The sequence below is a fragment of the Nocardioides bizhenqiangii genome (genome assembly GCF_034661235.1).
Lineage (GTDB): Bacteria > Actinomycetota > Actinomycetes > Propionibacteriales > Nocardioidaceae > Nocardioides > Nocardioides bizhenqiangii.
In genome coordinates this window covers 3,505,992-3,530,661 of record NZ_CP141059.1, presented here as the reverse complement: position 1 = coordinate 3,530,661, position 24,670 = coordinate 3,505,992, and the positions used below count along the sequence as shown (strand labels likewise).

General features: G+C 71.1%; 21 protein-coding genes and 1 riboswitch. Of the genes, 13 read left to right on the top strand and 8 right to left on the bottom strand.

All coding sequences use genetic code 11. From position 1 onward, the window contains the following. Window positions 1-35: 35 nt before the first annotated feature. The gene (gene pcrA, locus SHK19_RS17130; protein ID WP_322936961.1) at window positions 36-2,537 is read left to right on the top strand and encodes a DNA helicase PcrA; all 2,502 of its coding nucleotides are present in this window, start codon (window positions 36-38) and stop codon (window positions 2,535-2,537) included. Here pcrA and SHK19_RS17125 read toward each other — a convergent pair whose 3' ends face one another. Next, complete coding sequence (locus SHK19_RS17125) at window positions 2,538-3,545, bottom strand: peptidoglycan DD-metalloendopeptidase family protein (protein WP_322936960.1); 1,008 nt, start codon at window positions 3,543-3,545, stop codon at window positions 2,538-2,540. A gap of 313 nt (window positions 3,546-3,858) precedes the next feature. Between SHK19_RS17125 and sucC the strand changes: the two genes are divergently transcribed. Together sucC and sucD are read left to right on the top strand one after the other, a co-directional pair. Beyond that, complete coding sequence (gene sucC / locus SHK19_RS17120; RefSeq protein WP_322936959.1) at window positions 3,859-5,034, top strand: ADP-forming succinate--CoA ligase subunit beta; 1,176 nt, start codon at window positions 3,859-3,861, stop codon at window positions 5,032-5,034. Window positions 5,035-5,046: 12 nt separating this feature from the next. Further along, window positions 5,047-5,943 (top strand): succinate--CoA ligase subunit alpha, encoded by an 897-nt coding sequence (sucD, locus tag SHK19_RS17115; RefSeq protein ID WP_322456366.1) that lies wholly within the window; start codon window positions 5,047-5,049, stop codon window positions 5,941-5,943. Between the two features lie 58 nt (window positions 5,944-6,001). Here sucD and SHK19_RS17110 read toward each other — a convergent pair whose 3' ends face one another. The 3 genes from SHK19_RS17110 to SHK19_RS17100 all read right to left on the bottom strand — a co-directional run bounded on the left by SHK19_RS17110 (window position 6,002) and on the right by SHK19_RS17100 (window position 10,583). Next, complete coding sequence (locus tag SHK19_RS17110) at window positions 6,002-8,047, bottom strand: hypothetical protein (protein ID WP_322936958.1); 2,046 nt, start codon at window positions 8,045-8,047, stop codon at window positions 6,002-6,004. Continuing rightward, a complete protein-coding gene (locus SHK19_RS17105) occupies window positions 8,040-8,552 on the bottom strand; it encodes a SigE family RNA polymerase sigma factor (protein WP_322936957.1) in 513 nt (170 codons plus the stop codon). The genes SHK19_RS17110 and SHK19_RS17105 overlap by 8 nt, the downstream gene beginning before the upstream one ends. 132 nt (window positions 8,553-8,684) lie before the next feature. Further along, window positions 8,685-10,583 carry a SigE family RNA polymerase sigma factor gene (locus tag SHK19_RS17100; RefSeq protein WP_322456369.1) on the bottom strand — a complete coding sequence of 633 codons (1,899 nt, stop codon included), beginning with the start codon at window positions 10,581-10,583 and terminating at the stop codon, window positions 8,685-8,687. Between the two features lie 107 nt (window positions 10,584-10,690). Here SHK19_RS17100 and SHK19_RS17095 point away from each other — a divergent pair, with 107 nt between their 5' ends. After that, window positions 10,691-11,992, top strand: coding sequence for a cell division protein PerM (locus tag SHK19_RS17095; protein ID WP_322456370.1), 1,302 nt, complete (start codon window positions 10,691-10,693; stop codon window positions 11,990-11,992). Window positions 11,993-12,043: 51 nt separating this feature from the next. Here the strand turns inward: SHK19_RS17095 and SHK19_RS17090 are convergent, their stop codons facing one another. Then, a complete protein-coding gene (locus tag SHK19_RS17090) occupies window positions 12,044-12,466 on the bottom strand; it encodes a hypothetical protein (protein ID WP_322936956.1) in 423 nt (140 codons plus the stop codon). Between the two features lie 50 nt (window positions 12,467-12,516). Between SHK19_RS17090 and purN the strand changes: the two genes are divergently transcribed. The 4 genes from purN (at window position 12,517) to SHK19_RS17070 (ending at window position 16,201) form a co-directional block, all read left to right on the top strand. Continuing rightward, the gene (gene purN, locus SHK19_RS17085; protein ID WP_322936955.1) at window positions 12,517-13,155 is read left to right on the top strand and encodes a phosphoribosylglycinamide formyltransferase; all 639 of its coding nucleotides are present in this window, start codon (window positions 12,517-12,519) and stop codon (window positions 13,153-13,155) included. Window positions 13,156-13,167: 12 nt separating this feature from the next. After that, a riboswitch (ZMP/ZTP riboswitch) is annotated at window positions 13,168-13,242 on the top strand. Between the two features lie 33 nt (window positions 13,243-13,275). Continuing rightward, window positions 13,276-14,856 (top strand): bifunctional phosphoribosylaminoimidazolecarboxamide formyltransferase/IMP cyclohydrolase, encoded by a 1,581-nt coding sequence (purH, locus tag SHK19_RS17080; RefSeq protein WP_405030436.1) that lies wholly within the window; start codon window positions 13,276-13,278, stop codon window positions 14,854-14,856. Window positions 14,857-14,999: 143 nt separating this feature from the next. Continuing rightward, window positions 15,000-15,854 carry a bifunctional methylenetetrahydrofolate dehydrogenase/methenyltetrahydrofolate cyclohydrolase gene (locus tag SHK19_RS17075; protein WP_322456373.1) on the top strand — a complete coding sequence of 285 codons (855 nt, stop codon included), beginning with the start codon at window positions 15,000-15,002 and terminating at the stop codon, window positions 15,852-15,854. A gap of 11 nt (window positions 15,855-15,865) precedes the next feature. Next, a complete protein-coding gene (locus SHK19_RS17070) occupies window positions 15,866-16,201 on the top strand; it encodes a DUF3017 domain-containing protein (protein WP_322456374.1) in 336 nt (111 codons plus the stop codon). A 45-nt stretch (window positions 16,202-16,246) separates the two neighbouring features. Here the strand turns inward: SHK19_RS17070 and SHK19_RS17065 are convergent, their stop codons facing one another. Then, entirely contained in the window at window positions 16,247-17,233 is a 987-nt protein-coding gene (locus tag SHK19_RS17065) for a malate dehydrogenase (protein ID WP_322456375.1), read from the bottom strand. A gap of 118 nt (window positions 17,234-17,351) precedes the next feature. Here SHK19_RS17065 and SHK19_RS17060 point away from each other — a divergent pair, with 118 nt between their 5' ends. Further along, window positions 17,352-18,050: a hypothetical protein gene (locus tag SHK19_RS17060; protein ID WP_322936954.1), complete on the top strand. Its 699-nt coding sequence runs from the start codon at window positions 17,352-17,354 to the stop codon at window positions 18,048-18,050. A 6-nt stretch (window positions 18,051-18,056) separates the two neighbouring features. Here the strand turns inward: SHK19_RS17060 and SHK19_RS17055 are convergent, their stop codons facing one another. Further along, window positions 18,057-19,082, bottom strand: coding sequence for an MIP/aquaporin family protein (locus SHK19_RS17055; RefSeq protein WP_322936953.1), 1,026 nt, complete (start codon window positions 19,080-19,082; stop codon window positions 18,057-18,059). A gap of 176 nt (window positions 19,083-19,258) precedes the next feature. Here SHK19_RS17055 and SHK19_RS17050 point away from each other — a divergent pair, with 176 nt between their 5' ends. After that, window positions 19,259-21,445, top strand: a complete 2,187-nt coding sequence (locus tag SHK19_RS17050) for an NADP-dependent isocitrate dehydrogenase (RefSeq protein WP_322936952.1) — start codon at window positions 19,259-19,261, stop codon at window positions 21,443-21,445. Between the two features lie 14 nt (window positions 21,446-21,459). Here SHK19_RS17050 and SHK19_RS17045 read toward each other — a convergent pair whose 3' ends face one another. Then, window positions 21,460-22,311, bottom strand: coding sequence for an alpha/beta fold hydrolase (locus SHK19_RS17045; RefSeq protein WP_322456379.1), 852 nt, complete (start codon window positions 22,309-22,311; stop codon window positions 21,460-21,462). A gap of 65 nt (window positions 22,312-22,376) precedes the next feature. On the opposite strand from SHK19_RS17045, the gene SHK19_RS17040 reads away from it, so the two are divergent. The 3 genes from SHK19_RS17040 (at window position 22,377) to SHK19_RS17030 (ending at window position 24,625) form a co-directional block, all read left to right on the top strand. Beyond that, window positions 22,377-22,976, top strand: coding sequence for a TetR/AcrR family transcriptional regulator (locus SHK19_RS17040; protein WP_322936951.1), 600 nt, complete (start codon window positions 22,377-22,379; stop codon window positions 22,974-22,976). Window positions 22,977-23,378: 402 nt separating this feature from the next. Then, window positions 23,379-23,984: a DUF222 domain-containing protein gene (locus SHK19_RS17035; RefSeq protein ID WP_322936950.1), complete on the top strand. Its 606-nt coding sequence runs from the start codon at window positions 23,379-23,381 to the stop codon at window positions 23,982-23,984. After that, window positions 23,981-24,625 (top strand): HNH endonuclease signature motif containing protein, encoded by a 645-nt coding sequence (locus SHK19_RS17030; RefSeq protein ID WP_322936949.1) that lies wholly within the window; start codon window positions 23,981-23,983, stop codon window positions 24,623-24,625. The genes SHK19_RS17035 and SHK19_RS17030 overlap by 4 nt, the downstream gene beginning before the upstream one ends. Window positions 24,626-24,670 lie beyond the last annotated feature (45 nt).

Here is a 24,670-nt window from a genome sequence, read left to right as displayed (position 1 = left end):
CGACAGGGGGCGCCGCGCCGTAGGCTGGCAGCAGCATGAGCCAGTTGCAGCCGCTGCCCGGCCTCGAGGGCGTCAATCCCGCTGAAGAGCCGCGTACGACGCGGCGCGGGCCGACCGCGGAAGAGCTCCTGGAGGGCCTCAACGGGCCGCAGCAGGAGGCGGTCAAGCACGCCGGGCCGCCGTTGCTGGTGGTGGCCGGCGCCGGGTCGGGCAAGACCCGGGTGCTGACCCGGCGGATCGCGTGGCTGATCTCCGAGCGCAAGGCCCATCCGGGCTCGATCCTGGCGATCACCTTCACCAACAAGGCCGCCGCGGAGATGAAGGAACGGGTGGCCGACCTGGTCGGCGGCCGCGCCAAGATCATGTGGGTCAGCACCTTCCACTCCGCCTGCGTCCGGATCCTGCGCAAGGAGGCGGAGCACCTCGGCTACGAGCGGCTGAAGTCGAACTTCTCGATCTACGACGCCCAGGACCAGAAGCGGCTGATCACCCTGGTCTGCAACGACCTCGACCTCGACCCGCGCCGCTACCAGCCCGGCCCGGTGCTGCACTGGATCAGCAACCACAAGAACGAGCTGCGTGACCCCGACGAGGTCAGGGCCGACGCCCGCAACAGCATCGAGGAGAGCTACTCGGCGGCGTACTCCCTCTACCAGCGCCGGCTCCGCGAGGCCAACGCCCTCGACTTCGACGACCTGATCATGGAGACGGTCCGGCTGTTCCAGGCCCACCCGGAGATCCGCGAGACCTACCGGCGGCGGTTCCGGCACGTGCTGGTCGACGAGTACCAGGACACCAACCACGCCCAGTACGCCCTCATCCACCAGCTCTGCGGACAGAGCCTCGAGGAGCCGATCGAGACTGCGTACGACACGGACGCCGACGACCGGGTGCCGCCCGCGGAGCTGATGGTGGTCGGCGACGCCGACCAGTCGATCTACGCGTTCCGCGGCGCCAACATCCGCAACATCCTCGACTTCGAGCAGGACTTCCCCGACGCGCGCACCATCCTGCTGGAGCAGAACTACCGCTCGACGCAGACCATCCTCAGTGCCGCCAACGCGGTCATCGGCCACAACCAGGGCCGCAAGGACAAGCGGTTGTGGTCCGACGCCGGCGACGGCGAGCGGATCGTCGGCTACGTCGCCGACGACCAGCACGACGAGGCGAGGTTCGTCTCCGACGAGATCGACAAGCTGACCGACAGCGGCTACCGCGCGGGCGACGTGGCGGTCTTCTACCGCACCAACGCGCAGTCCCGTGTGTTCGAGGAGATCTTCATCCGCACCGGACTGCCCTACAAGGTCGTGGGCGGGGTCAGGTTCTACGAGCGGCGCGAGGTGCGCGACGCGCTCGCCTACCTGCGGATGCTCGTCAATCCCGACGACCAGGTGTCGCTGCGCCGGATCCTCAACACCCCGAAGCGAGGCATCGGCGACCGCGCGGTCGAGTGCGTCAACGACCTGGCCAACCGCGAGCAGATCACGTTCTGGGAGGCGCTCCAGCGCGCCGACGAGGCGCCCGGCCTTGCGACCCGCAGCCAGTCCAACATCGAGGGCTTCGTCCTGCTGGTGACCGAGCTTCAGTCGATGGTCGAGGGGGGCGAGCGGCCGGACGTGATCCTCGAGACGGTGCTCGACCGGTCCGGATACCTCGCGTCGCTGGAGGCGTCCGACGACCCGCAGGACGAGACCCGGGTGGAGAACCTCGGCGAGCTCGTGGCCGTCGCCCGGGAGTTCGCCGAGGACCCGGTCGCCGCGCCCAGCGCCGACCCGGCCGACGTCGACGCCGGACTGGTCGAGCCGGGGCTCGCGGACTTCCTGGAGCGGGTGGCGCTGGTCGCCGACACCGACCAGATCCCCGACGCACCGGAGGACGACCCCGACGCGCCCCCCGACCAGGGGGTGGTGACCCTGATGACGCTCCACACCGCCAAGGGCCTGGAGTTCCCGGTCGTCTTCCTCACCGGTCTCGAGGACGGCGTGTTCCCGCACTCCCGGTCGCTGGGCGACCGGCCGGAGCTGGAGGAGGAGCGGCGGCTGGCCTACGTCGGCATCACCCGCGCTCGTCAGCGGCTCTACGTCTCCCGCGCGGTGGTCCGCTCCGCCTGGGGAGCGCCCGCCCACAACCCGCCGTCGCGGTTCATCGGCGAGCTGCCGGTCGACCTCGTCGACTGGCGCCGCACCGAGGCCGACCAGACCCGCTGGGCGCGTCCGACGTTCGCGAGCGACAGCGACTCGACGTATGCCTCGAGCGGCTCGGGACAGGGCTTCGGCAACCGGCTCGGCTCGCCGACCGCTGCCGGCCGCCGCAACTTCACCTCTGCCGCCGCCCGGGCCGACGCCGCGGCGAAGGCCAAGCCCGCCCGTCCGATCCCGGTGCTCGAGCCGGGCGACCGGGTCACCCACGACAGCTTCGGACTCGGGACCGTGGTGTCCGTCGAGGGCCAGGCGGAGAAGTCCGTCGCGTCGATCGACTTCGGCTCCGACGGCGTCAAGCGGCTGCTGCTGCGCTACGCACCGGTAGAGAAGCTGTAGCTACGGGTTGACGCCGTTCACCACGAGGGCGGCGAACGGGTCGACGGGGTCGCCCCCGCCGGGGCGGACCTCGAGGTGCAGGTGCGGGCCGGTCGAGTTGCCGGTCGAACCGACGGTGCCGATCACCTGGCCGGCCACCACGTTGTCACCGACGGACACGGCGTAGGACGTCTGATGGTTGTACCAGATCTCGGTGCCGTCCTCGAGGGTGACGACGGTCTGGTTGCCGTAGGCGCCTTCGTAGCCGGTCGAGGTCACGACGCCGTTGGCGACCGCCATGATCGGGGTGCCGCTGGGAGCGGCGAAGTCGAGGCCGGTGTGGTAGCCGCTGGACCAGTAGCTGCCGGCCTGGCCGAAGGTGGCGGAGAGTTGGTAGACGCCGGGGTCGATCGGCAACGACCACCGGTTCGAGTTGATGGTCTTGGCTTCCTTCTCGGCCTGCACCGCGAGGTCGCCGAGTGCTTCGTTGCGCTGCTCGGCCTGCGCCTCGACCTCCTGGACGAGGCTCGCGTCGCTCGCGTCGTCGAGGGCGTCGCGGTCGGAGTCGCGGCTCACGACGGGGCTGCGGCCGAGCGCGTCGTAGACGCCGGCGCCGATCTCGCCGGAAGCGGCATTGGGGGCCGCGACCCGGGCCGGCCCATCGCCGCCGGCGGCCAGCTGGGTGCCGTTGGTGCTGAGCACGCCACCGGCGGAGACGGCCAGCACGGCGACGCCGACAGCGACCGGCATCGACGGGAGGCCGCGGAGCACGGGCACCCGCGGCGACTTGGCCGCGCGGCGCTTGCCGGGAACGGCGGGCCGCAGCGAGTCCGACGTGGTGTTCGTGAAGACAGCGGGGATCTCGACGGTCGCGGGAACGACCGGGTGCGCGATGACCTCGCGGGCAGCGACGTCCGGCGTCTCCGGCGTGTCCGCGCGTCCGGCGACCCGGCGTCCGACGTACCCCTCAGCAGGGCGCTCCGAGCGGCTTCGCGACGTCGAGCGTCGTGCCCCTCGGTGGTTACCCATAGGTTCGCGTGTCCCCGTGTCGACGGCTGGTCCTTCGATCCATCCCAGCCGCGCGAGACCACGCCCCCACGGCGCCTCGTCGACGGATGGCCGTCAGGTGACGGCCGGATGAATCGAACGCGGACGACCCTAACGGATCGACCCCTTACCCCGAAATCCTCCGATCAGTCACTGTGGAATGGCCCGCCCGGGTGTGTAACCCAGGTCACGTCCCTGATGGGCACCCTCGTCGCGACCGGGGCGACCCGACTAGGGTGCCCGAGGACCCGCACTGCAGCGCGGCCCGCACCCGAACAGCTGAGGAAATAGACCAGTGGATCTGATGGAGTTTCAGGCGAAGGAGCTCTTCGCCAAGCACGGTGTGGAGACCACCCTCGGTGTGGTCGTCGAGACCGCCGAGGAGGCCAGGGCCGCCGCCGAGAAGATGGGTGGCGTCGTGGTCGTCAAGGCGCAGGTCAAGGCCGGAGGCCGCGGCAAGGCGGGCGGCGTCAAGATCGCCAAGACGCCGGACGAGGCCTTCGAGCACGCCACGAACATCCTCAACCTGACGATCAAGGACCTGCCGGTCAACCGCGTCCTGATCACCCCCGCGACGCCACCGAAGGAGGAGTACTACTTCTCCTTCCTCCTGGACCGCTCGAACCGCCAGTACCTCTGCATCGCGTCGGTCGAGGGTGGTGTCGAGATCGAGGAGGTCGCGAAGACCAACCCCGACGCGGTCAAGAAGATCGCGATCGACCCCGGCGCCGGCGTCGACGCCGAGAAGGCCCGGGCCATCGCGACCGAGGCTGCCTTCCCCGAGCCGGTCTTCGAGCAGGCCGTCACCATGATCGAGCAGCTGTTCAAGGTGTTCGTCGAGGAGGACGCGACCCTGGTCGAGGTCAACCCGCTCGCCCGTCTGGCCGGCGACAAGCTGGAGGCGCTCGACGGCAAGGTCTCGCTCGACGACAACGCCTCCGAGGTCCGGCACCCGGACCACGCTCAGTTCGAGATCCGCGAGGAGGCCGACCACCTCGAGTCGAAGGCCAAGGACCTCGGTCTCAACTACGTCAAGCTCGACGGCGAGGTCGGCATCATCGGCAACGGCGCTGGCCTCGTCATGAGCACCCTCGACGTCGTCGCGTACGCCGGTGAGGCCCACGGCGGCGTCAAGCCCGCCAACTTCCTCGACATCGGTGGCGGCGCCAACGCGGAGGTCATGGCCAACGGCCTCGACGTGATCCTGCACGACCCGCAGGTCAAGTCGGTCTTCGTCAACGTGTTCGGTGGCATCACCGCCTGCGACGAGGTCGCCAACGGCATCGTCGGCGCGCTGAAGATCCTGGGCGACGAGGCGACCAAGCCGCTGGTCGTCCGGCTCGACGGCAACAACGTGGAGAAGGGTCGCCAGATCCTCGCGGACGCCAACCACCCACTGGTCACCCTGGCCGAGACGATGGACGGTGGGGCCGACAAGGCCGCCGAGCTCGCCCACGACCAGGCTGCCTGAGAGGACGACGACATGAGCATCTACCTGAACAAGGACTCCAAGATCATCGTCCAGGGCATCACCGGCGGCATGGGTGCCAAGCACACCGCCCTGATGCTCGACTCGGGCGCGAACATCGTGGGCGGCGTCAACGCCCGCAAGGCCGGCACCAAGGTCAGCCACAAGGACCACGACGGCAACGACGTCGAGCTCCCGGTCTTCGGCACCGTCAAGGAGGCGATGTCCGAGACCGGCGCCGACGTGTCGGTCCTCTTCGTGCCGCCGGCGTTCACCAAGGACGCCTGCGTCGAGGCGATCGACGCCGAGATCCCGCTGATCGTCGTGATCACCGAGGGCGTGCCCGTCCAGGACACGGCCGAGGTCTGGTCCTACCTGCAGGGCAAGTCCACCCGGATGATCGGCCCGAACTGCCCCGGCATCATCACCCCGGGTGAGTCGCTCGCCGGCATCACGCCGCACACCATCACCGGCTCCGGCCCGGTCGGTCTCGTGTCGAAGTCCGGCACCCTGACCTACCAGATGATGTACGAGCTGAAGGACTTCGGCTTCTCCACCGCGATCGGCATCGGTGGCGACCCGATCGTCGGCACCACGCACATCGATGCGCTCCAGGCCTTCGAGGAGGACCCGGACACCAAGGTGATCGTGATGATCGGCGAGATCGGCGGCGACGCCGAGGAGCGGGCCGCCGACTACATCAAGGCCAACATCACCAAGCCGGTGGTCGGCTACGTCGCAGGCTTCACCGCCCCCGAGGGCAAGACCATGGGTCACGCGGGCGCGATCGTGTCGGGCTCGTCCGGCACCGCCGCCGCGAAGAAGGAGGCGCTCGAGGCCGTCGGCGTGAAGGTCGGCAAGACGCCGTCCGAGACCGCGCAGCTGGCTCGGGAGCTCCTGCAGAGCATGTGACCAGTCGACGAAGGGCCGTCACCCGAGGGGTGGCGGCCCTTCGTCGTCCCCCGGTCCGTCAGCAGCCGTCGACGGTGAAGATGCACATCTCGGCCGCGATCAGCCGAGCCAGCTCGACCTGGTCCGGCGCGGCGGTCGTCTGGTACTCGGCGCTGTACTCGCCGCTCCACTCGATCGCGACGACCGCGTTGCCGACCCGGACCACGGTGTAGAGCTGGCCGGCCGGGGCGCCGACGCCGTCCTCGATCTCGTAGGTGTAGCCGAACGTCACCGCGTCGTACCCGGAGTGGTTCGCGAAGGTGCGCCACAGTCGGTCGGACAGCCCGTCGCCCTCGCTGTCGCTGTCGCAGCCCTGGAGGTCGGCCCGCAGCTGCGTCAACTGGTCGAGGGCGTCCTGGACGGTCGGGTACGCGCGGAGGGTGCGCCCCTCATAGCCGACGAGCGCCGAGACCGAGTAGCCCAACTCGTGCTCGGGGTCCGGGTCGCCGGCGTTCGGCATCGACAGCGTCGCTCCGCACGCCGTCTGCGCGCGAACCCCTGCGACATCGGCGCCCGGCCCGTCGACGGTCGTCTCGCCGTCCGACGTCGGAGGCTCGCCGTCGACGACGGCGTCGAGCGGGAAGTTGTCGGGAATCTCGGTGGTCGCCGCCGGCGCGTTCAGGTCGGGTGCGGGGTCGCCGCCCTCGAGGTCGTACATGGCACGGATGACATCGGCGAAGCTGGTGCCGCTCTCGCTCACCAGGGCGTGCACGGTGTCGCCGGTGCCCTCGTCGCTGGCGAGGTGGATGAAGACCGCGTTGCCGACCCGGACCAGGTAGATGACGACCCGACCGATCCCGTCGGACGCCCGGGTGACCAGCCACGACTCCTGGCCCACGCCGATCGACAGCACCTCGGTGGTGAAGCTCGGCACCGTGTCGGTCGGGCCCTCGGCGGCGCAGGCACTGAACGAGTCCTGGGCCGAGTCGAGGAAGGCCCCCGCGTCGTCCGGGCTCGCGAAGAGCTGGACCTCCCGGGAGTAGGCGCTCGAGCCGATGCTCAGCCGAGCGGTCAACCGGTCGCTCGCGTCGCCGGCGTCGATCGACTGGCAGCCGTCCAGGTCCCCGGCCGGGATCATCGCCTGGTTGTCGATGCTGGGCTGGTCGAGCTGGTACTCGCTGCTGCCGTCGTCCTCGGGCCAACCGGCGGTCAGCGGGAAGTCCTCCGGGATCGTCGTCGGTCCCTCGCCGGTGTCCGAGGGGTCCTCCGGAGCGGTCTCATCGTTGCCCAGGGCGAGGCGCTCGGCCGCGACCGGCAGCATCTGCTCGACCGGTGTGCCTTCGGGCCAGTTGTAGTCCTGGCCGTGGACGACCTGGGTCAGCATCGCGACCCGGTCGCCGGTGAGGACCAGTCCGGTCTCGAGGAACCACCCCTCATCGCCGGATGGATCAAGCGCCTCGTCCACCGGGCCGAACGTCGACAGCTGGACCTCGGCCGAGCCGTCGATGCCCACCGCGACCGGAGTGAACTCGCCAGCGTTGTAGAACTCGGCGGGGGAGGGCAGGCAGTCGTCGTGCCAGGCCTTGACCTCGTCGTACGCGGCCTGTGCGTCGGCACCGCTCGGGAACTCGGCGACCACCTGGTTGAAGTAGAGGGAGGGCTCCACGTCTCTCGTGTCGGTCACGACGAAGTCGAACTGCCGCTGGAAGATCGGTTCCGCGCCGAGCTCGGCGAGCGAGCTCCGCTGGCAGGGGGATGCAGGCCCACCCTGCGTGTCGCCCTCGAAGGTGTCGATCTCCTGCCAGTCGGCGCCGCCATTGGGGTAGATGGCGTCGTCGCTCGTGAGCAGGTTCTGCTCGGCCAGCACCAGGGACGGCACCGGCACCGGGTCGGAGATGGTGGGCGACGGTGCGATGTCCGGACTGTCGTCGGAGCCGCCTCCCGTGAGCGCGACGATCGGAACGGCAACGGCTGCGACGACGACGGCACTGACGCCGGCGATCGTCGCGTGCTTGCGGCGACGGATCCGGTCGCCCCGGGCTCGGATCTCGGAAGCGGGACGTGGCATCGGTGCGCCCTCCAACGCGTCGCCGAGACTGTTGAGCTTCTCGATCGGGTCAGACATGGCTCATTCCTCCAGCCAGACCGCCGTTGGTCTCGTCGGTCAGCAGCGCGGCGAGCGCGGTGCGTCCGCGACTCAACCGGGCCTTGATGGTTCCTTCGGGAACGCCGATCTCGGCCGCGATCTGGTGGATCGGGAGGTCGGCGATGTGGTGGAGCACCAGGGCCTGGCGCTGGGCCTCGGGCAGCTTCCTGAGGGCGTCGACGAGGGCGACGTGCGACTCGTCGACGGCCGGCACCTGGGTGGCCGTGCCCACGGCCCGGTCGGTGGGCCGCTTCGCGAGCTTGGTACGGCGCCAGCGGCTCACGGCCAGCCGGTAGGCCGTCGTACGCACCCAGGCCTCGGGGTACTCCGCCTTGTCGAGCTTCCTGCGGTTGGCCCAAGCGCGGGCGAACGCCTCCTGGACGCACTCGGTCGCCTCGTCCAGGTTGCCGATCATGGCGTAGACCTGGCTGGTGATCCGACGGAACGACGCGGCATAGAGCTCGTCGAACTCGTGTGCCTCCACAGCCGCCCCCTCTCGAGCCCGAGTCCGGTGCGCAGGCTCCGGAGTGTTGATGTCGATGGTGGTACGCCTGAGCCCGGGGCGGGGTTGCATCGGCCGGGCGTGTTTCCTGCCCGGCCGTTCCTCAGGAGGCGCTCAGCGCGGGTAGGCAGGCAGCTGCGGCAGCCGTTCGAGCGCGCGCCGGGTGATGGCGACGAACTGGTCGTCGGTCATCCGCGCTCCCGGCGCGGAGACGAACACGAGCTGGGAGACCGCCGAGCCGCTGCGGAGGAACGCGACGGAGTACTCGAGCGTCCGCTCGTTGGGGAGCCGGGTGCTCAGGTGCCAGGCCGTGAACGACTCGTCGCCGTCGTCGTGAGCCTCGAGGACCCGGACCTCGGTGCCGGCGCTGGCGTCCCGGTCGGGACAGCCGTTGATCGCGGACCGGTAGTCCTCGAGCAGCGCGCCGGCCGCCTGCTGCGGCAGCGAGGCAACGGCCTGGGTGAGGCCGAACTCCGGTGGGAGGTCGCTGTCGACCTTGACGAAGGTGCGGGCCAGGTCGGTGCGGAACCGGTCACCGTCGTAGTCACCGGCCAGCACGGGGTGGACGCAGCCGAGCACGTCCATGTCGGTGCGCGTGTTGGTGATCTCGCGGGGCGGGGTGCCCATCCACGGCGCGGCGGGGTCGCCGACGAAGGGCAGGTCCACCTGGGACAGCATCGCCGGCACCTGACCGGCGGGGTACGGCGGCACCTCCTCGAGGGCGCCCGCCCGGTCGGCGCACCTGCCGCCGTCGGGCAGGGTGCAGAGCCGGTCGACGGCCTCGCCGAGCAGCTCCGCGACACCGGTGCGGTCGGCAGCCTCGGGCCCGACGTCGGTCCGGAGCGCGACGGCGGTGGACAGGAGCCCGGTGCGGGCGACGCCGACGACGTACGTCGTGAGCTCGGGATGCTCCGAGTTGAGGACGAACACCGCCGAGTCGTCGGCCAGGTCCGGGCTGGTCGCCGTGCTGATCAGCCGCACTCCCGGAGTGACGCAGTCGGCGAACCATCCCCGGAGCCGGTCGTAGGTCTTGCGCGCCCGCTCGGGGCTGCGCGACGCCTCGACGACCTCGGTGAGCTTGCGCGTCGACTCGCCGGCCGGGCCGTTGCGGAAGACCCGCACCCACGCGGCGGTGCCGCGCGGGTCGGCGTAACGGGAGTCGGGATCCTCCGGCTGGCAGGGCAGCACGACGCCGTTGCCGACGGAGTTGTCGTGGGTGACGCCCTGCTCCCAGTCGCCGACGAGCGCCCGGCGTACGGCGTCGGCCGTGAGCAGGCTGGTCTCGGGCAGCACGATCTCGGGCCCGGGCGCGGCGACCTGGCCGCCGGCCGGACCGGCGAGCTGTTCGCGGGCGAGCGTGGGCCGGACCCCGGTCGCGTCGGTCACCGCGGCGCCGCTGGCGACCAGGGCGGCCACGACGGCGGCAGCGCCGACCACGGTGTGCATCCGGCGGCGGGCGGCCCCGGCCCGGCGGATGATCGTGACCCGCGGCCAATTGACGTTGGTCGTCGCGGCCGCGAGCGCGGCGAAGGCCATCGGGATCGACGATGCCGAGATGTTCTTCTGGGTCGCGAACTGGGCGGCGGCGGTCTGGAGCTCCCGCTGTGCGTCGTCGCTCGGCAGCCCGATCTCGCGGGCCATGTCCTCCATCGAGACCGCCGCGAGCTGGGTCAGGAGCAGCGCCCGGCGTTGCGGACCGGTGAGCGCGGCGAGGGCCTCGAGGGTCGCCTTGTTGTCGTCGTCGAGCCCCTTCTCCTTGTGCCAGGGCCGGACGGTCGCCCGGCGCTGCGCGTGCCGCCACGCGTGCGGTCGCACCGACGACCCGGGGTCGTCGAGCCGCGAGAGCTTCCGCCAGTGGTGCCACGCGACGACGTACGCGTCCCGCACCGCGCTGCGGGCGGCGCCGAGGTCGCCGGTCAGCGCGTAGGTCTGGAGGAGCAGCTGGTCCCGCGCAGACTTGTAGAACGCGTCGAACGCGGCCGTGGGGTCCGGCGGGTGGGCGGTGTCGGGCATGACCGGACCAAGGTACGACGCCGCGCCCGATCGGCTGCAACCGGCCATCGACGGACGCGGCGTGGCACCGTCGTCGGGGCATGGTCCCGCGTGAAGATGAGGGCGTCATGACGTCGCTCCAATCGCCGTCCGCGCGGACGACCACTCGCAGGGAGCCACGCCGGGAGTCCGAGCTCCGGCAGGCGCTGGGGACCCGGCGGCCCCTGGTGCCGACGGCCACGCTCGGCGGGGCCCTGGCGGCGGCCGGTCCGCTGCTGGTGTGCATGGCCGTCGCGGTGGTCGGCTGGTTCCTCACCGACGCCGGTGGTCACGGCACGCCGAGTGGCGCGCTCCGGGTCGGCGCTCTCAGCTGGTTGGCCGCGCACGGCTCCGGCGTCAGCATCGAGGGCGTCCGCATCACCGCGATGCCCCTCGGCATCACCCTGCTCTGCGTCTGGTCCGCCTGGCGGGTCGGTCACCGGGTCGGGGAGTCGATCTCGGGGCACGGTCCCGACGCCGACCGGATCGCCGACGGCGAACGCGACTGGACGGTCCCGTTCGCGGGCGGCTTGTTCACCGTCGGCTACGTCCTGGTCGGTGTCCTCGCCACCACCCTCGCCTCGACGATCGAGACGATGCCCAGCACCGGTCGGGTCGTCCTCTGGTCGACGCTCATCGCCGCCGGGGCCGGCCTCCCGGCCCTCGCCCGCGGCTCCGGCCGGGCGGCGATCTGGCTGCCGGCGACCCCGGTCGCGGTCCGCGACACCGCGGTGCTCGTCCGGGCGATCCTGCGCGCCTGGCTCGCGGTCGCACTGGCCGCACTGCTGGTCGCGCTGGTCCTCGACTTCTCGACCGCGGCCAACATCGTGTCGCAGCTCGAGAGCGACGCCGGCGACATCGCGATGCTCAGCGTGCTCACGCTCGCGCTGCTGCCGAACGCCGCCCTCTTCAGCAGCGCCTACCTGTTCGGCCCCGGCTTCACCGTCGGCACCGGCACCCTCGTCTCCCCGGGCGCCGTCGTCCTCGGCCCGTTGCCCCTGTTCCCCCTGTTGGCCGCGCTGCCCGACGGCGGTCCGACCCCGGGCTGGGCCGGCTGGCTGATGGTCAGCCCGGTGCTCGTCGCCGGGCTCGCCTCGGCGCTGGCCCACCGCTCGCGCCCCGCAGTGGCCTGGGACCAGGCAGCGATCCGGGGCTGTGGCGGCGGCCTCGTCGCCGGCCTGGTCCTCGGTCTCCTCACCTCGCTGGCGGGTGGTGCGGTAGGGCCCGGGCGGATGGCCGACGTCGGACCCCTGCAGGTCGACGTGCTCCTGCACGCCATGACCGGCTTCGGCATCGGCGGGCTGCTCGGTGCGCTCGCGATGACCTGGTGGCAGCGGCGTGGTGGGGATCTCGCCCGGCGCGGGCTGCGCCGGATCCGCCCCAGCCGCTGACCGCGCGGGAGAGCCGGTCAGCCCGGTCAGCGGTCAGCCCGGTCAGCCCGGTCAGAACGTGTCGGCGACCTCGACCCGGTCGTAGTCGTCCACGAACTCGTCGGCGGAGAAGCAGTCCATGACGTCGCTCTCCCTCGCCCCGAGCGGGCCTACCGAGCAGCTGATGACGCCGACCACCTCGTCGGCGCGGTAGACGCTGAACTCGAGGAACGCCGGACGCGGACGCAGGGTCGTGTTGGTGATCGTGAGGTCGACGATGTCGAAGTCGCCCCGCTCCTCGACGACCTGCCAGCCGTCGTCGGCGACGAACGAGTCGTGGTGGAACCCGTCACCGGGCTCCACGGCGGAGGGATCGTCGTTGGCCCGCTCGAGGGCGGAGCGCACGACCAGCAGGGCGGCGACGCCCGCGCACAGCGCAACGACGGCGCCGATGACAGCGAGGACGATCCACTTCCGGTGGTTCCGCTGGCCCAAGATCATCCTCCCGCTCGATCGCGCGTGAGCCTACGCACGGATCAGGCCCCATGATCACTAGACTCCCGCCCGTGCCCGCCGCCCCCGCACGCCTCGTCGTGCTCGTCTCCGGTGCCGGCACCAACCTCCAGGCCCTGCTCGACGCCTGCCGCGACCCGGAGTACGGCGCCGCGGTCGTCGCCGTCGGCGCCGACCGCGCCGGCATCGAGGGGCTGGCGCGCGCGGAGCGGGCCGGGGTCCCGACCTTCGTGCACGCTCTCAAGGACCACGAGACCCGGGAGGACTGGGACGCCGCGCTGACCGCGACCGTCGCGTCGTACGAGCCGGACCTGGTCGTCCTGGCCGGTTTCATGAAGCTGGTCGGTGCGTCGTACCTCTCTGCCCTCGGCGGCCGGACGGTCAACACCCACCCGGCGCTGTCGCCGTCGTTCCCCGGCATGCGCGGACCGCAGGACGCGCTGGAGTACGGCGTGAAGGTCACCGGCTGCACCCTCTTCATCGTCGACGACGGCGTCGACAGCGGCGCTATCGTCGCCCAGAGCGCGGTGCCGGTCGAGGACGACGACTCCGTCGAGAGCCTGCACGAGCGGATCAAGGTCGCCGAGCGGGCGATGCTCGTCGACACGGTCGGCCGGATGGCGCGGGACGGCTGGACGGTTGACGGGCGCCGAGTTCGGCTCGGAGGCTAGGCGCCTCGTAGGATGGGGGCACACGACTGGCGCAGGTGGGACACCACCAGGGAGTGCGAGCCGGCATCGACCGCCTGGGTGCCCTCATCGACAGCACCGACCCGATGAGGAGCAAGCCAGATGTCTGAGCCCGACGAGCCGATGGGCGACCGGATCCCGATCAAGCGGGCGCTGGTGTCCGTCTACGACAAGACCGGCCTGGACGACCTGGTCCGGGGCCTCGCGGCCGCCGGCGTCGAGCTGGTGTCCACGGGTGGCTCCGCGGCGCTGATCGAGTCGCTCGGCCTGCCCGTCACCAAGGTCGAGGAGCTGACCGGGTTCCCCGAGTGCCTCGACGGCCGGGTCAAGACCCTGCACCCGCGGGTGCACGCCGGGATCCTGGCCGACCGCCGGCTGCCCGAGCACGTCGCGCAGCTCGAGGAGCTCGGCGTGGCGCCGTTCGACCTGGTCGTGGTCAACCTCTACCCGTTCACGGACACCGTGATGTCGGGCGCCTCAGCGCAGGGCTGCATCGAGAAGATCGACATCGGCGGCCCTTCGATGGTCCGCGCGGCAGCGAAGAACCACGCCTCCGTCGCCATCGTCACCGACGGCGGGGACTACGTGAGCGCCCTTGCGGCGGCCCAGGGCGACGGCTTCACGCTGGCGGAGCGGCAGGCGCTCGCGGCGAAGGCGTTCGTCCACACCGCGACCTACGACGTGCACGTCGCGTCGTGGATGGGCAACGTGCTCACCGACACCTCCGGGGGGAGCGGCTTCCCCGCCTGGGTCGGTGCCACCTGGGACAAGAGCGCGGTGCTGCGGTACGGCGAGAACCCGCACCAGCCCGCCGCGCTCTACCGCAACGGCTTCCTGGCCGGTGGCCTCGCGACAGCCGAGCAGCTGCACGGCAAGGAGATGTCCTACAACAACTACGTCGACGCCGACGCGGCCCGGCGGGCGGCGTACGACTTCGACGAGCCGGCCGTCGCCATCATCAAGCACGCCAACCCGTGCGGCATCGCCGTCGGTGCCGACGTCGCCGAGGCGCACCGGCGCGCACACGAGTGCGACCCCGTGTCGGCGTTCGGCGGGGTGATCGCGGTCAACCGCCCGGTGTCGGTCGCCATGGCCGAGCAGGTCGCCGAGATCTTCACCGAGGTGATCGTCGCGCCGGGCTACGACGACGGTGCGGTCGAGGTGCTCCAGGGCAAGAAGAACATCCGGATCCTGGTCTGCGAGGAGCTGCGCCCGGGCGGAGTGGAGACGCGCCCCATCGACGGCGGCCTGCTGATGCAGCACACGGACGCGTTCCAGGCCGCGGGCGACGACCCGGCGAGCTGGACCCTGGCCACCGGCGAGAAGGCCGACGACGCCACGCTCGCCGATCTCGCGTTCGCCTGGCGCGCGGTCCGCGCCGCCAAGTCCAACGCGATCCTGCTCGCCTCGGACGGCGCGGCCGTCGGCATCGGCATGGGTCAGGTCAACCGGGTGGACTCCTGCCGGCTCGCGGTGACCCGGGCGGGGGAGCGGGCGGCCGGCTCGGTCGCCGCGTCCGACGCGTTCTTCCCGTTCGCCGACGGGCCCCAGCTGCTCCTGGACGCTGGAGTGCGCGCGATCGTCCAGCCCGGAGGGTCGATGCGGGACGAGGAGACCGTCGCGGCCTGCCAGGCTGCGGGAGTCACCATGTACTTCACCGGCACCAGGCACTTTGCCCACTGAGCGGCCGCGAGGAACGAGCGGACGCGTCCAGTGGGCAGGTCGAGTAGCGCCGCGACTGAGCTTGCGAAGTCGCGATGGCGCGTATCGAGACCCGGTGACGTGCCTGCCCGCCGCCACCACATTCCCAATGACAGGATGAAGACGTGACCGCACAGAAGCTCGACGGCACCGCCACCGCGGCGGCGATCAAGGGTGAGCTCCGCGAGCGCATCGCCAAGCTGGGGGAGCAGGGGATCACCCCCGGTCTCGGCACCGTGCTCGTGGGCGACGACCCCGGCTCACGCTGGTACGTCAACGGCAAGCACAAGGACTGCGCCGAGGTCGGCATCTCCTCCCTCCGCGTCGACCTGCCGGAGGTCGCGACCCAGGAGGAGATCGAGGCGGCGGTGGCGGAGCTCAACGCCGACCCTGCCTGCACCGGCTACATCGTCCAGCTGCCGCTGCCGCGCGGCCGTGACGAGAACAGGGTGCTCGGGCTCATCGATCCCGCCAAGGACGCCGACGGGCTGCACCCGACCAACCTCGGGTGGCTGGTCCTCGGCAACGAGGCGCCGCTGCCGTGCACGCCATACGGCATCGTCGAGCTGCTGCGGCGCCACGACGTGACGATCGCCGGCGCCGAGGTGGTCGTCGTCGGCCGCGGCATCACCGTCGGCAGGCCGCTCGGCCTGCTGCTGACCCGCCGGTCGGAGAACGCCACCGTCACGCTGTGCCACACCGGCACCGTCGATCTCGCCGCGCACGTGCGGAAGGCCGACATCGTCGTCGCGGCCGCCGGCGTCCCCGGCATCGTCACCGGTGACATGGTCAAGCCGGGAGCGGCTGTCCTCGACGTGGGCGTCTCCCGGGTCGACGGCAAGCTCGCCGGCGACGTCGCCGCCGACGTCTGGGACGTGGCGGGGTGGGTCTCGCCCAACCCCGGCGGGGTGGGGCCGATGACCCGCGCGATGCTGCTCGCGAACGTCGTCGCGATGGCTGAGAAGCAGGTGTCACGCTGAACGACGAGTCGGTGCCGCCAGCGAACCCGCAGCCGGAGCCGGAGCCGCAACCGCCGCCCCCCTCGCGGCGGCGGTTCCCGTCGACGATCGGCGGCGTGCTCTACATCCTGGTCCTGATCGCGATGGCGGTCGGGATCGGCATCACCTGGCTGACGCACGACTGGCGGCTCGGGATCCAGGTCGTCGCCGGCGCCCTCGCCGCGGCATCGGCGCTGCGCCTCGTGCTGCCCCAGCGCGACGCGGGCATGCTCGCCGTACGACCGCGGCTGGTCGACGTCGTCGTCGTCGGTTCGCTCGCCGTCGCCCTGTTCGTCCTCGCCGAGATCACCCCGGACCAGCCCGTCTAACCTGCGGGCGGTGTCGCTCCGAATGCGACACGCTCGCGCAATTGATCAGATGAGGCCGAGCTCGGTGACCGCGTCCCGCTCGTCGGCGAGCTCCGCGGCCGAGGCGTCGATGCGGGCGCGCGAGAAGTCGTCGATCTCGAGACCCTGGACGATCGACCAGTTGCCGTCGCTGGTGGTGACCGGGAAGGACGACACCAGGCCCTCGGGCACGCCGTAGGAGCCGTCGGAGACGACGGCCATGGAGACCCAGTCGCCCTCGGGGGTGCCGTTCAGCCAGTCGCGGGCGGCGTCGCACGTGGCCGAAGCGGCGGACGCCGCCGACGACGCGCCGCGGGCGTCGATGATCGCCGCTCCGCGCTTGGCGACGGTCGGGATGAAGTAGTCCTCGACCCACGCCTGGTCGTCGACGACCTCAGCGGCGTTCTTGCCGCCGATCTCGGCGTGGAAGATGTCGGGGTACTGGGTCGCCGAGTGGTTGCCCCAGATCGTCATCTTCTTGATGTCGGTGACGGCGGCGCCGGTCTTGGTGGCCAGCTGCGAGATCGCGCGGTTGTGGTCGAGTCGCGTCAGCGCCGAGAACCGCTCGGGCGCGATGTCCGGAGCGTTCTTCAGCGCGATCAGGGCGTTGGTGTTGGCCGGGTTGCCGGTGACGCCGATCCGTACGTCGGACGCCGCCACCTTGTTGAGCGCCTTGCCCTGGGCGGTGAAGATCGCGCCGTTCGCCTCGAGCAGGTCGCCGCGCTCCATGCCCGGGCCCCGCGGGCGGGCGCCGACGAGGAGTGCGAGGTTCACGCCGTCGAAGATCTTCTCCGGATCCGCGCCGATCTCGACACCGGCCAGGTTCGGGAACGCGCAGTCGTCGAGCTCCATCACGACGCCCTCGAGCGCCTTCAGCGCCGGCTCGATCTCGAGCAGCCGGAGCTCGATCGGGCGGTCGCCGGCGATGGCGCCGCTGGCGATGCGGAAGAGCAGGCTGTAGCCGATCTGGCCGGCGGCGCCGGTGACGGCGACCTTCAGAGGCGTGTCGCTCACGAGGACTCCTTAGGAATGAGTGCGGCTCGGCCGACAACAACCGAGACTCGGTGCGATGGACGCTAGCAGCGGCTGGGCCGGTCGCAGTACGGGGGTTTCCGTACGAGACGATGCCCGCATGTCACTCTCCGCGCGGGTCGCGATCGCCGTGACGTCCTCCCTCTTGCTGGTGGGCTGCGGCAGCGCGTCGGAGCCGAGCCCGCCGACGGGGGTCGACGAGCTGGTGATCCCGACGCCGTCGCTCGACCCCGCCGACTTCGTCGAGGTCGTCGACAACCCGTGGTTGCCGCTGACGCCCGCGAGCGAGTGGGAGTACCGAGCGACGTCCTCGGGCGAGGTGGCCACGATCACCGTCACCGTGCTCGACGACACCCGCGAGGTCCAGGGGGTGACGGCGACGGCGGTCCGCGAGGCCGTCGTCACCCGCGGGCGGCCGGTCGAGGAGACCACCGACTGGTTCGCCCAGGACACCGACGGCAACGTCTGGCACGTCGGTGAGGACGGCGTGTGGGAAGCGGGAGTCGACGGCGCAGAGGCCGGGCTGGCGATGCCGGCGCAGCCGCGGGTCGGCGATGGCTACCGCAGGGAGCACGCCGAGGGCGTGGCCGAGGACCGGGCGCAGGTGGTGGGTCTCGACGGCTCCGCCTCGGTCCCGTACGGCGACCTCATCGACCTCCTGGAGACCGAGGACAGCAGCCCGCTCGAGCCCGGGGTCGTCGAGCGCAGGCTCTATGCGCGGGGCATCGGGCTCGTGCGCGCGCAGACCGTCTCCGGAGGCGACGAGCTCGTCGAGCTCGTCGCCTTCCGGGAAGGCTGATCCGGGTCAGGCGTCCGGCGGGCGGACCTGCGTGTGCTCGCCGGACGGAGGAGCCCAGCCACCCTGCTGGCCGGCCTGCGGCGCAGGAGGCTGCTGCTGCTGCTGGGCAGGGATCCACTGCTGGGACGCGGGGTCCCACTGCCAGCCGTCCTGGATGATCGGCTGCTCGGCGGGGGCTGCCACCGGTGCGTCGTACCCGCCGACCACGGGGGCCTGCTGCTCGGCCCACTGCTGCTGGAAGGCGTCCGGTGCGCCGAAGCCCGGCACGGTCCCGGTCGCGCCACCGCTAGCGAACCCGGAGCCGGGGACCGGTGCGGTGCCGCGTCCGAAGATCAGCGGGTAGAGCAGACCGGCGACCGCGCCGCCGACGAGCGGCGCGATGATGAACACCCAGAGCTGGACGATCGCGTCGCCGCCCGACTCGAACGCGACACCGATCGACCGGGCGGGGTTGACCGACGTGCCGGTGGCGGGGATGGCGACGAAGTGGATCGCGGCCAGCGCGAGGCCGATCACGAGAGGCGCGAACGCCACCGTGTCGTTGCGCTCGTCGGTGACGCTGAGGATGACCAGCAGGAAGATGAACGTCAGCACGATCTCGATGAGGAGCGCGCCGAGCAGCTCGACCCCGCCGTGGTCGCCGAAGCCGTTGCTGCCCATCGGCTCGCCGAAGTCGAAGCCGATGTCGCTGGCGAGCAGGGTGATGGCGAGCACCAGGCCACCGACCAGGGCCCCGACGACCTGCGCCGCGGAGTAGAGCGCGGTGTCGCGCCACGAGAGCCGGCCCGCGATGGCCGCCCCGACCGAGACCGCCGGGTTGAAGTGCCCGCCCGAGATCCGGCCGAAGGCGTAGGCCATCATCACGATCGCGATTCCGAAGGCGAAGCCGGTGGCGACGATGTCCGCCCCGGTCATGTAGGCAGCGCCACAGCCGATGAAGACCAGGACCATCGTGCCGAGGGCCTCGGCAGCGAGCTTCTGGACCTGGGTGGGCGGAGCGGTCTCCGCTGGGCTGGCTATCTGCTCGGTCATGATGGGCACTCTCCTTCAGTCGGCTCCCGAAACCCGCGACGTTCGCCAGAAGAGTAGCGACATTGCCGCGTCACGCGGGGGATGCGAGGCTGGCCCGGGCCGCCCGTGCCGTACCGGCCCGCGTCCGATATCTTGATGTCAAGCAATCTTCCCCGTCACAGGAGTGCCGCCCGAACATGCCGAGCATCATCTACACCCACACCGACGAGGCGCCGCTGCTGGCGACGTTCTCCTTCCTGCCCATCGTCGAGGCGTACGCCGCCAAGGCCGGCGTCGACGTCGAGACCCGCGACATCTCGGTCGCCGCGCGGATCCTCGCGCAGTTCGGCCTCGCCGACGACGCGCTCGCCGAGCTCGGCGCCCTGGCGAAGACGCCGGAGGCGAACATCGTCAAGCTCCCCAACGTCTCCGCGTCGGTATCGCAGCTCAAGGCCGCGATCAAGGAGCTGCAGGAGAAGGGCTTCGACATCCCGAGCTACCCGGAGTCGCCGGACAACGACGCCGAGCGGGAGGCGCGGGCCAAGTACGACAAGGTCAAGGGCTCGGCCGTCAACCCGGTGCTGCGCGAGGGCAACTCCGACCGGCGGGCGCCGGCGTCGGTGAAGAACTACGCCAAGACGCACCCGCACACCAACAAGCCGTTCGCCGACGGCTCGAAGACCAGCGTCGCGACCATGGGCGACCACGACTTCGCGAGCAACGAGAAGTCGGTCACCATGCCCGCCGACGACACCTTGTCGATCGTGCTCGAGACCCCGGACGGCACGACCACCCTGAAGGACGGCCTCGCGGTCCTCGCCGGCGAGATCGTCGACGCCACCCACATGGACGCCGCGGCCCTCAACGCCTTCCTCGCGAAGACGATCGAGCAGGCCCGGGCCGACGACGTGCTCTACTCGGTGCACCTCAAGGCCACCATGATGAAGGTCTCCGACCCGATCATCTTCGGGCACGTGGTGAAGGTCTACTTCGCCGACGTCTTCGAGAAGTACGGCGCCGACCTCGCCGCCGCCGAGCTCTCCCCGAACGACGGTCTCGGCGGGATCCTGTCGGGTCTCGACGCCGTGCCGAACGGCGCGGAGATCAAGGCCGCGTTCGAGGAGGCGCTGGCGAACGGGCCGCGGCTCTCCTACGTGAACTCCGACAAGGGCATCACCAACCTGCACGTGCCCTCCGACGTCATCATCGACGCCTCGATGCCGGCGATGATCCGCAACGGCGGCAAGCTGTGGGGTGCCGACGGCGGAGAGGACGACACCCTCGCGGTGATCCCGGACTCGTCGTACGCCGGTGTCTTCCAGGCCGTCATCGACGACGTGAAGGCGCACGGCCCGCTGGACCCGGCGACCATCGGCACCGTCCCCAACGTCGGCCTGATGGCGCAGGCCGCCGAGGAGTACGGCTCGCACGACAAGACGTTCGAGATCCCCGCCGACGGCACCGTCAAGGTGCTCAACAGCGCGGGGGAGACCCTGATCGAGCACGAGGTCGGCGCTGGTGACATCTGGCGCGCCTGCCAGACCAAGGACGTCCCGGTGCAGGACTGGGTCAAGCTCGCCGTGGGCCGCGCCCGGGCGACCGGGTCCCCGGCCATCTTCTGGCTGAACGCGGAGCGCGCGCACGACCGCGAGATCATCGCGAAGGTCAACGCCTACCTGCCCGAGCACGACACCGACGGCCTCGACATCCGGATCATGGCGCCGGCCGAGGCGGCGGCGTTCTCGGTGGAGCGGATGCGCAAGGGCGAGGACACCATCTCGGTGACCGGGAACGTGCTGCGTGACTACAACACCGACCTGTTCCCGATCCTCGAGCTCGGCACCTCGGCCAAGATGCTGTCGGTGGTGCCCCTGATCGCGGGCGGCGGCCTCTTCGAGACCGGCGCCGGCGGATCGGCGCCGAAGCACGTGCAGCAGCTGGTCGAGGAGAACTACCTGCGCTGGGACAGCCTCGGTGAGTTCTTCGCCCTGGTGCCGTCGCTCGAGAAGTACGCCGACCAGGCCGACGCGCCCGCCGCGACGGTGCTGGCCGACGCCCTCGACCGTGCGACGGGGACCTTCCTCAACGAGAACCGCTCGCCCGGCCGCAAGCTCGGCACGATCGACAACCGCGGCTCGCACTTCTACCTCGCCCTCTACTGGGCCGAGGAGCTGGCGAAGCAGACCGACGACGCGGCGCTCGCCGAGGCGTTCGCGCCGCTCGCCGAGACGCTGCGCGAGAACGAGTCCGTCATCGCCGAGGAGCTGATCGCGGTGCAGGGCAAGCCGGTCGACATCGGCGGCTACTACGCGGTGGATGACGAGAAGACGTCCGCCGTCATGCGTCCGAGCAAGACCTTCAACGAGGCCCTCGCCGCCTTCTGACGCTGCGGTCGGCCTCAGCGGTCGGCGATGGCGACGATCGCGTCGGTGATCTCGTCCGGGGCGTCGAGGGCGAGCAGCGTGCGCGCGCCCTCGACCGGGATGAGCTCCGCGTCGGTGAACGCCGCGTGGAGCCGGCGACCGAGCGCCGGCCGGAACGCCCGGTCGGCCATGCCCCAGATGACCGTGACCGGGATCTTCACGTCCCCGAGCCTTGTGGACACGTCGAGCAGCTCCTCCGGCCGGATGTTGCGCAGCAGCCGGACGGCGTCGCGGCGTACTCCGGCGTTGGTGCGCGCGGGCTCGATCCAGGCGCGGGTCAGGTCGGCGGGCAGGTGCTTGGCGAGGAGCCCGAAGCCGAGCCAGGACTGGCGCAGCGGCCGCAGCCGCATCTGGCCGGCGAGCACCTTCGCCCGCCACTCGTTACGCAGGAGCGGGAAGAGCAGGGTGAACGGGGCCGGCGGGAACTGGTCGAACGCGTCGCAGTTCGCAAGCACGACCCGGCCGACCCGGGAGGTGTCGGCGTCGAAGCCGGGGTCGACGAGGAACTGACAGATCGCGCCGCCGGTGTCGTTGCCGACGAGCGTCACGTTCGTCAGGTCGAGCTCGGCCAGGAAGTCGAGCACCAGTCGGGCAACGCCCCGCGGCGACTGGTCGGCGTCGTCCGGGAGCGGGATCCGGTGCGAGCCGAGCGGCCAGTCGGGGGCGTAGGAGCGGATGCCCCGCGCCGCGAGCCGGTCGGCCACCGGCAGCCAGAGCGAGCCATCGGTGAGGATCGGGTGGACGAAGACGACAGGCGGCTCGGTGGAGTCGGCCGGACCGGCGACGTGGTAGTTCAAGGTCGCGTGGGGCAGTTCGATGGTGGGCATGGCCTCCGCCTTCGTGCGAGACTTACCGACAGACTGTAGGTAAGTTACGGACAGACTGTAGGTAAATGGCGAGACGAACGCAAGCAGACAGGTCCGCCGCGACCCGCTCCGCGCTGGTCGCGGCGGGGCGTCGGCTGTTCGCCGAGCACGGGTTCGCCGGCGTCGGCACCGAGGCGATCGTCGCGGAGGCGGCGGTCAGCCGTGGGGCGCTCTACCACCACTTCGCGGACAAGACCGAGCTGTTCGCCGGTGTGCTCGAGGCGGTCGAGGCCGAGGTGGCCCACCGGATCGCCGAATCCGCGCTGGCCGGCGAGGACCTGTCGTTCCCGGCTGTGATGAAGCGCGCCTTCGACACCTGGCTCGACGCCTGCGAGGCCCCGGAGGTCCAGCGGATCCTGCTGACCGACGGCCCGTCCGTGCTCGGGTGGGCGCGGTGGCGCGAGATCCTCCAGCCCTACGCGCTGTCGCTCATCGAGACGGCGCTGGTCCAAGGGGTCGCCGACGGCACCGTCGCCGACCTGCCGACGCGTCCGCTCGCGCATGCCCTGGTCGCCGTGGCCGACGAGGCAGCGATGTACGTCGCCTCCGCCGAGGATCGTGTCACGGCCCGGCGCGACATGACCCTCGTCATCGAGCGGACGCTGGAGGCGCTGACGGAACCGTGAGCTGAAAGCCTCCGGGCTGTGGGACTCGCGCCGGTTTCGCTCGTTGGTCGAGGAGGTCGCGCTGCGACCGTCTCGAGACTCCCCGGGCCTCTGAGCGCTCGCTGCAGGCCCTGCGTGGTTGCGACCGAAAGGGCTTTGGACGAGAGCGGGAGGACTGTTGGGTGCGCGCCGCGGCCGGCTCGCGGTGGTAGGTCGGCGCTGGGGGTTGAGGTGCGACGCGGTCGGTGGTTGAGGTGCGACGAGCGCAGCGAGGAGCCTCGAAACCACCCTTGCGGACCCCTTGTCGTCCACAGCCCTGATATTGCGTTTCCCCTGTCCACAGGCGGGTTCTGAGCGTTTCGTTGTGTCGGACCTCGGGGGTTGACTGGGACGCACAAGAGAGGTTCTCGGGAGGTCTCCATCGTGGTCGCGCAGCTGATGCCCCAGCCGCACCCGATCCTGGCCTGCGCCGAGCAGGCGGCGGCCGTGATCGAGGAGGTTCGAGACGCCCAGCCGGTGTACCTGAGTCCGGCGGAGAAGAAGGCGGCGGTCACGACGCTGGCCCGACTGGAGGCGATGACCGCCGAGCTCAAGCTCCGGGTCGTCGCGACGGCGGAGGACGCCGCGTGCCTGGCCCTGGCCCGCGACACCGGCGCCTGGCTGGCGTCGGTGACCAAGGCCGACTTCCCCGTCAGCCGCGCCCAGGCCCGGTTGGCCGACGCCCTGGACCGGCGCTGGCAGCGGGTCGCGGCCGCGATGGCCGACGGAACGGTGTCATTGCCGCAGGCGCAGGTGGTGGTTGATGCACTCGATGCTTTGCCCGACCACCTCGACCCGGCTCTGGTGTCGGACGCCGAGGCACGGATGGTGGGCTACTGCGAGGAGTTCCGGCCCAGCGAGCTACGCCGCCTCGGCCGCCACCTGCTCGAGGTCGTCGCTCCCGAGATCGCCGAAGCCGAACTCGCCAAACGGCTCGAGGACGAGGAACAACGAGCACGGCAGAAGACCAGCCTCCGGTCCCGGGTGTGATCGGTGACGGCCTGGCCCGGACCACCATCGTCCACCCCGTCCTGGACCGCGACCGGCTGCTGACCTACCTCGAAGCCTTCACCTCACCCCGCAAGGCCGATCACGCTCTGAGTGGGGAGGAGGACCGGATCCCCTACCCCCGCCGCCTCGGCCAAGCCTTCTGCGCACTCCTGGAGCACCTCGACCCGACCAAGCTGCCCCAGCATGGTGGGGATGCGACCACGGTGATGGTCACCATCGGACTGGAGTCGCTCCGGGCCGAGCTGGGCGTCGGCAGCATTGTCGGCGGCGAACCCCTCTCCGCCACCGCGGTCCGGCGGCTCGCGTGTAACGCGGACATCATCCCGGTGGTCCTCGGCGGGCGGGGCGAGATCCTCGACCTCGGCCGCAGCCGGCGGTTGTTCTCACCGGCCCAGCGCAAAGCGATGCGGCTGCGCGACCAACGCTGCCGGGCCGAGGGCTGCACGATCCCCGCCGCCTGGACCGAAGCCCACCATTTGAAACCCTGGGCCACCGGCGGGAACACCGACCTCGACGACGGCATCCTCCACTGCAGCTACCACCACCACCTCGCCCACGACCCCCACTGCACCGCCGAACGACTCCCCAACGGCGACATCCGCTACCACCGGCGGGCATAGATCAATGTCTCACTCGGTCTGATGCGCCCGCATTTGCCGAGAAGC

What these genes read in the sequence shown, in the direction of transcription:
- pcrA (WP_322936961.1), top strand. Translation starts at nt 36, where the DNA reads ATGAGCCAGTTGCAGCCGCTGCCCGGCCTCGAGGGCGTCAATCCCGCT.
- SHK19_RS17125 (WP_322936960.1), bottom strand. Translation starts at nt 3,545, where the DNA reads ATGGGTAACCACCGAGGGGCACGACGCTCGACGTCGCGAAGCCGCTCG.
- sucD (WP_322456366.1), top strand. Translation starts at nt 5,047, where the DNA reads ATGAGCATCTACCTGAACAAGGACTCCAAGATCATCGTCCAGGGCATC.
- SHK19_RS17110 (WP_322936958.1), bottom strand. Translation starts at nt 8,047, where the DNA reads ATGTCTGACCCGATCGAGAAGCTCAACAGTCTCGGCGACGCGTTGGAG.
- SHK19_RS17100 (WP_322456369.1), bottom strand. Translation starts at nt 10,583, where the DNA reads ATGCCCGACACCGCCCACCCGCCGGACCCCACGGCCGCGTTCGACGCG.
- SHK19_RS17095 (WP_322456370.1), top strand. Translation starts at nt 10,691, where the DNA reads ATGACGTCGCTCCAATCGCCGTCCGCGCGGACGACCACTCGCAGGGAG.
- purN (WP_322936955.1), top strand. Translation starts at nt 12,517, where the DNA reads ATGATCACTAGACTCCCGCCCGTGCCCGCCGCCCCCGCACGCCTCGTC.
- purH (WP_405030436.1), top strand. Translation starts at nt 13,276, where the DNA reads ATGTCTGAGCCCGACGAGCCGATGGGCGACCGGATCCCGATCAAGCGG.
- SHK19_RS17060 (WP_322936954.1), top strand. Translation starts at nt 17,352, where the DNA reads ATGTCACTCTCCGCGCGGGTCGCGATCGCCGTGACGTCCTCCCTCTTG.
- SHK19_RS17055 (WP_322936953.1), bottom strand. Translation starts at nt 19,082, where the DNA reads ATGACCGAGCAGATAGCCAGCCCAGCGGAGACCGCTCCGCCCACCCAG.
- SHK19_RS17050 (WP_322936952.1), top strand. Translation starts at nt 19,259, where the DNA reads ATGCCGAGCATCATCTACACCCACACCGACGAGGCGCCGCTGCTGGCG.
- SHK19_RS17045 (WP_322456379.1), bottom strand. Translation starts at nt 22,311, where the DNA reads ATGCCCACCATCGAACTGCCCCACGCGACCTTGAACTACCACGTCGCC.
- SHK19_RS17040 (WP_322936951.1), top strand. Translation starts at nt 22,377, where the DNA reads ATGGCGAGACGAACGCAAGCAGACAGGTCCGCCGCGACCCGCTCCGCG.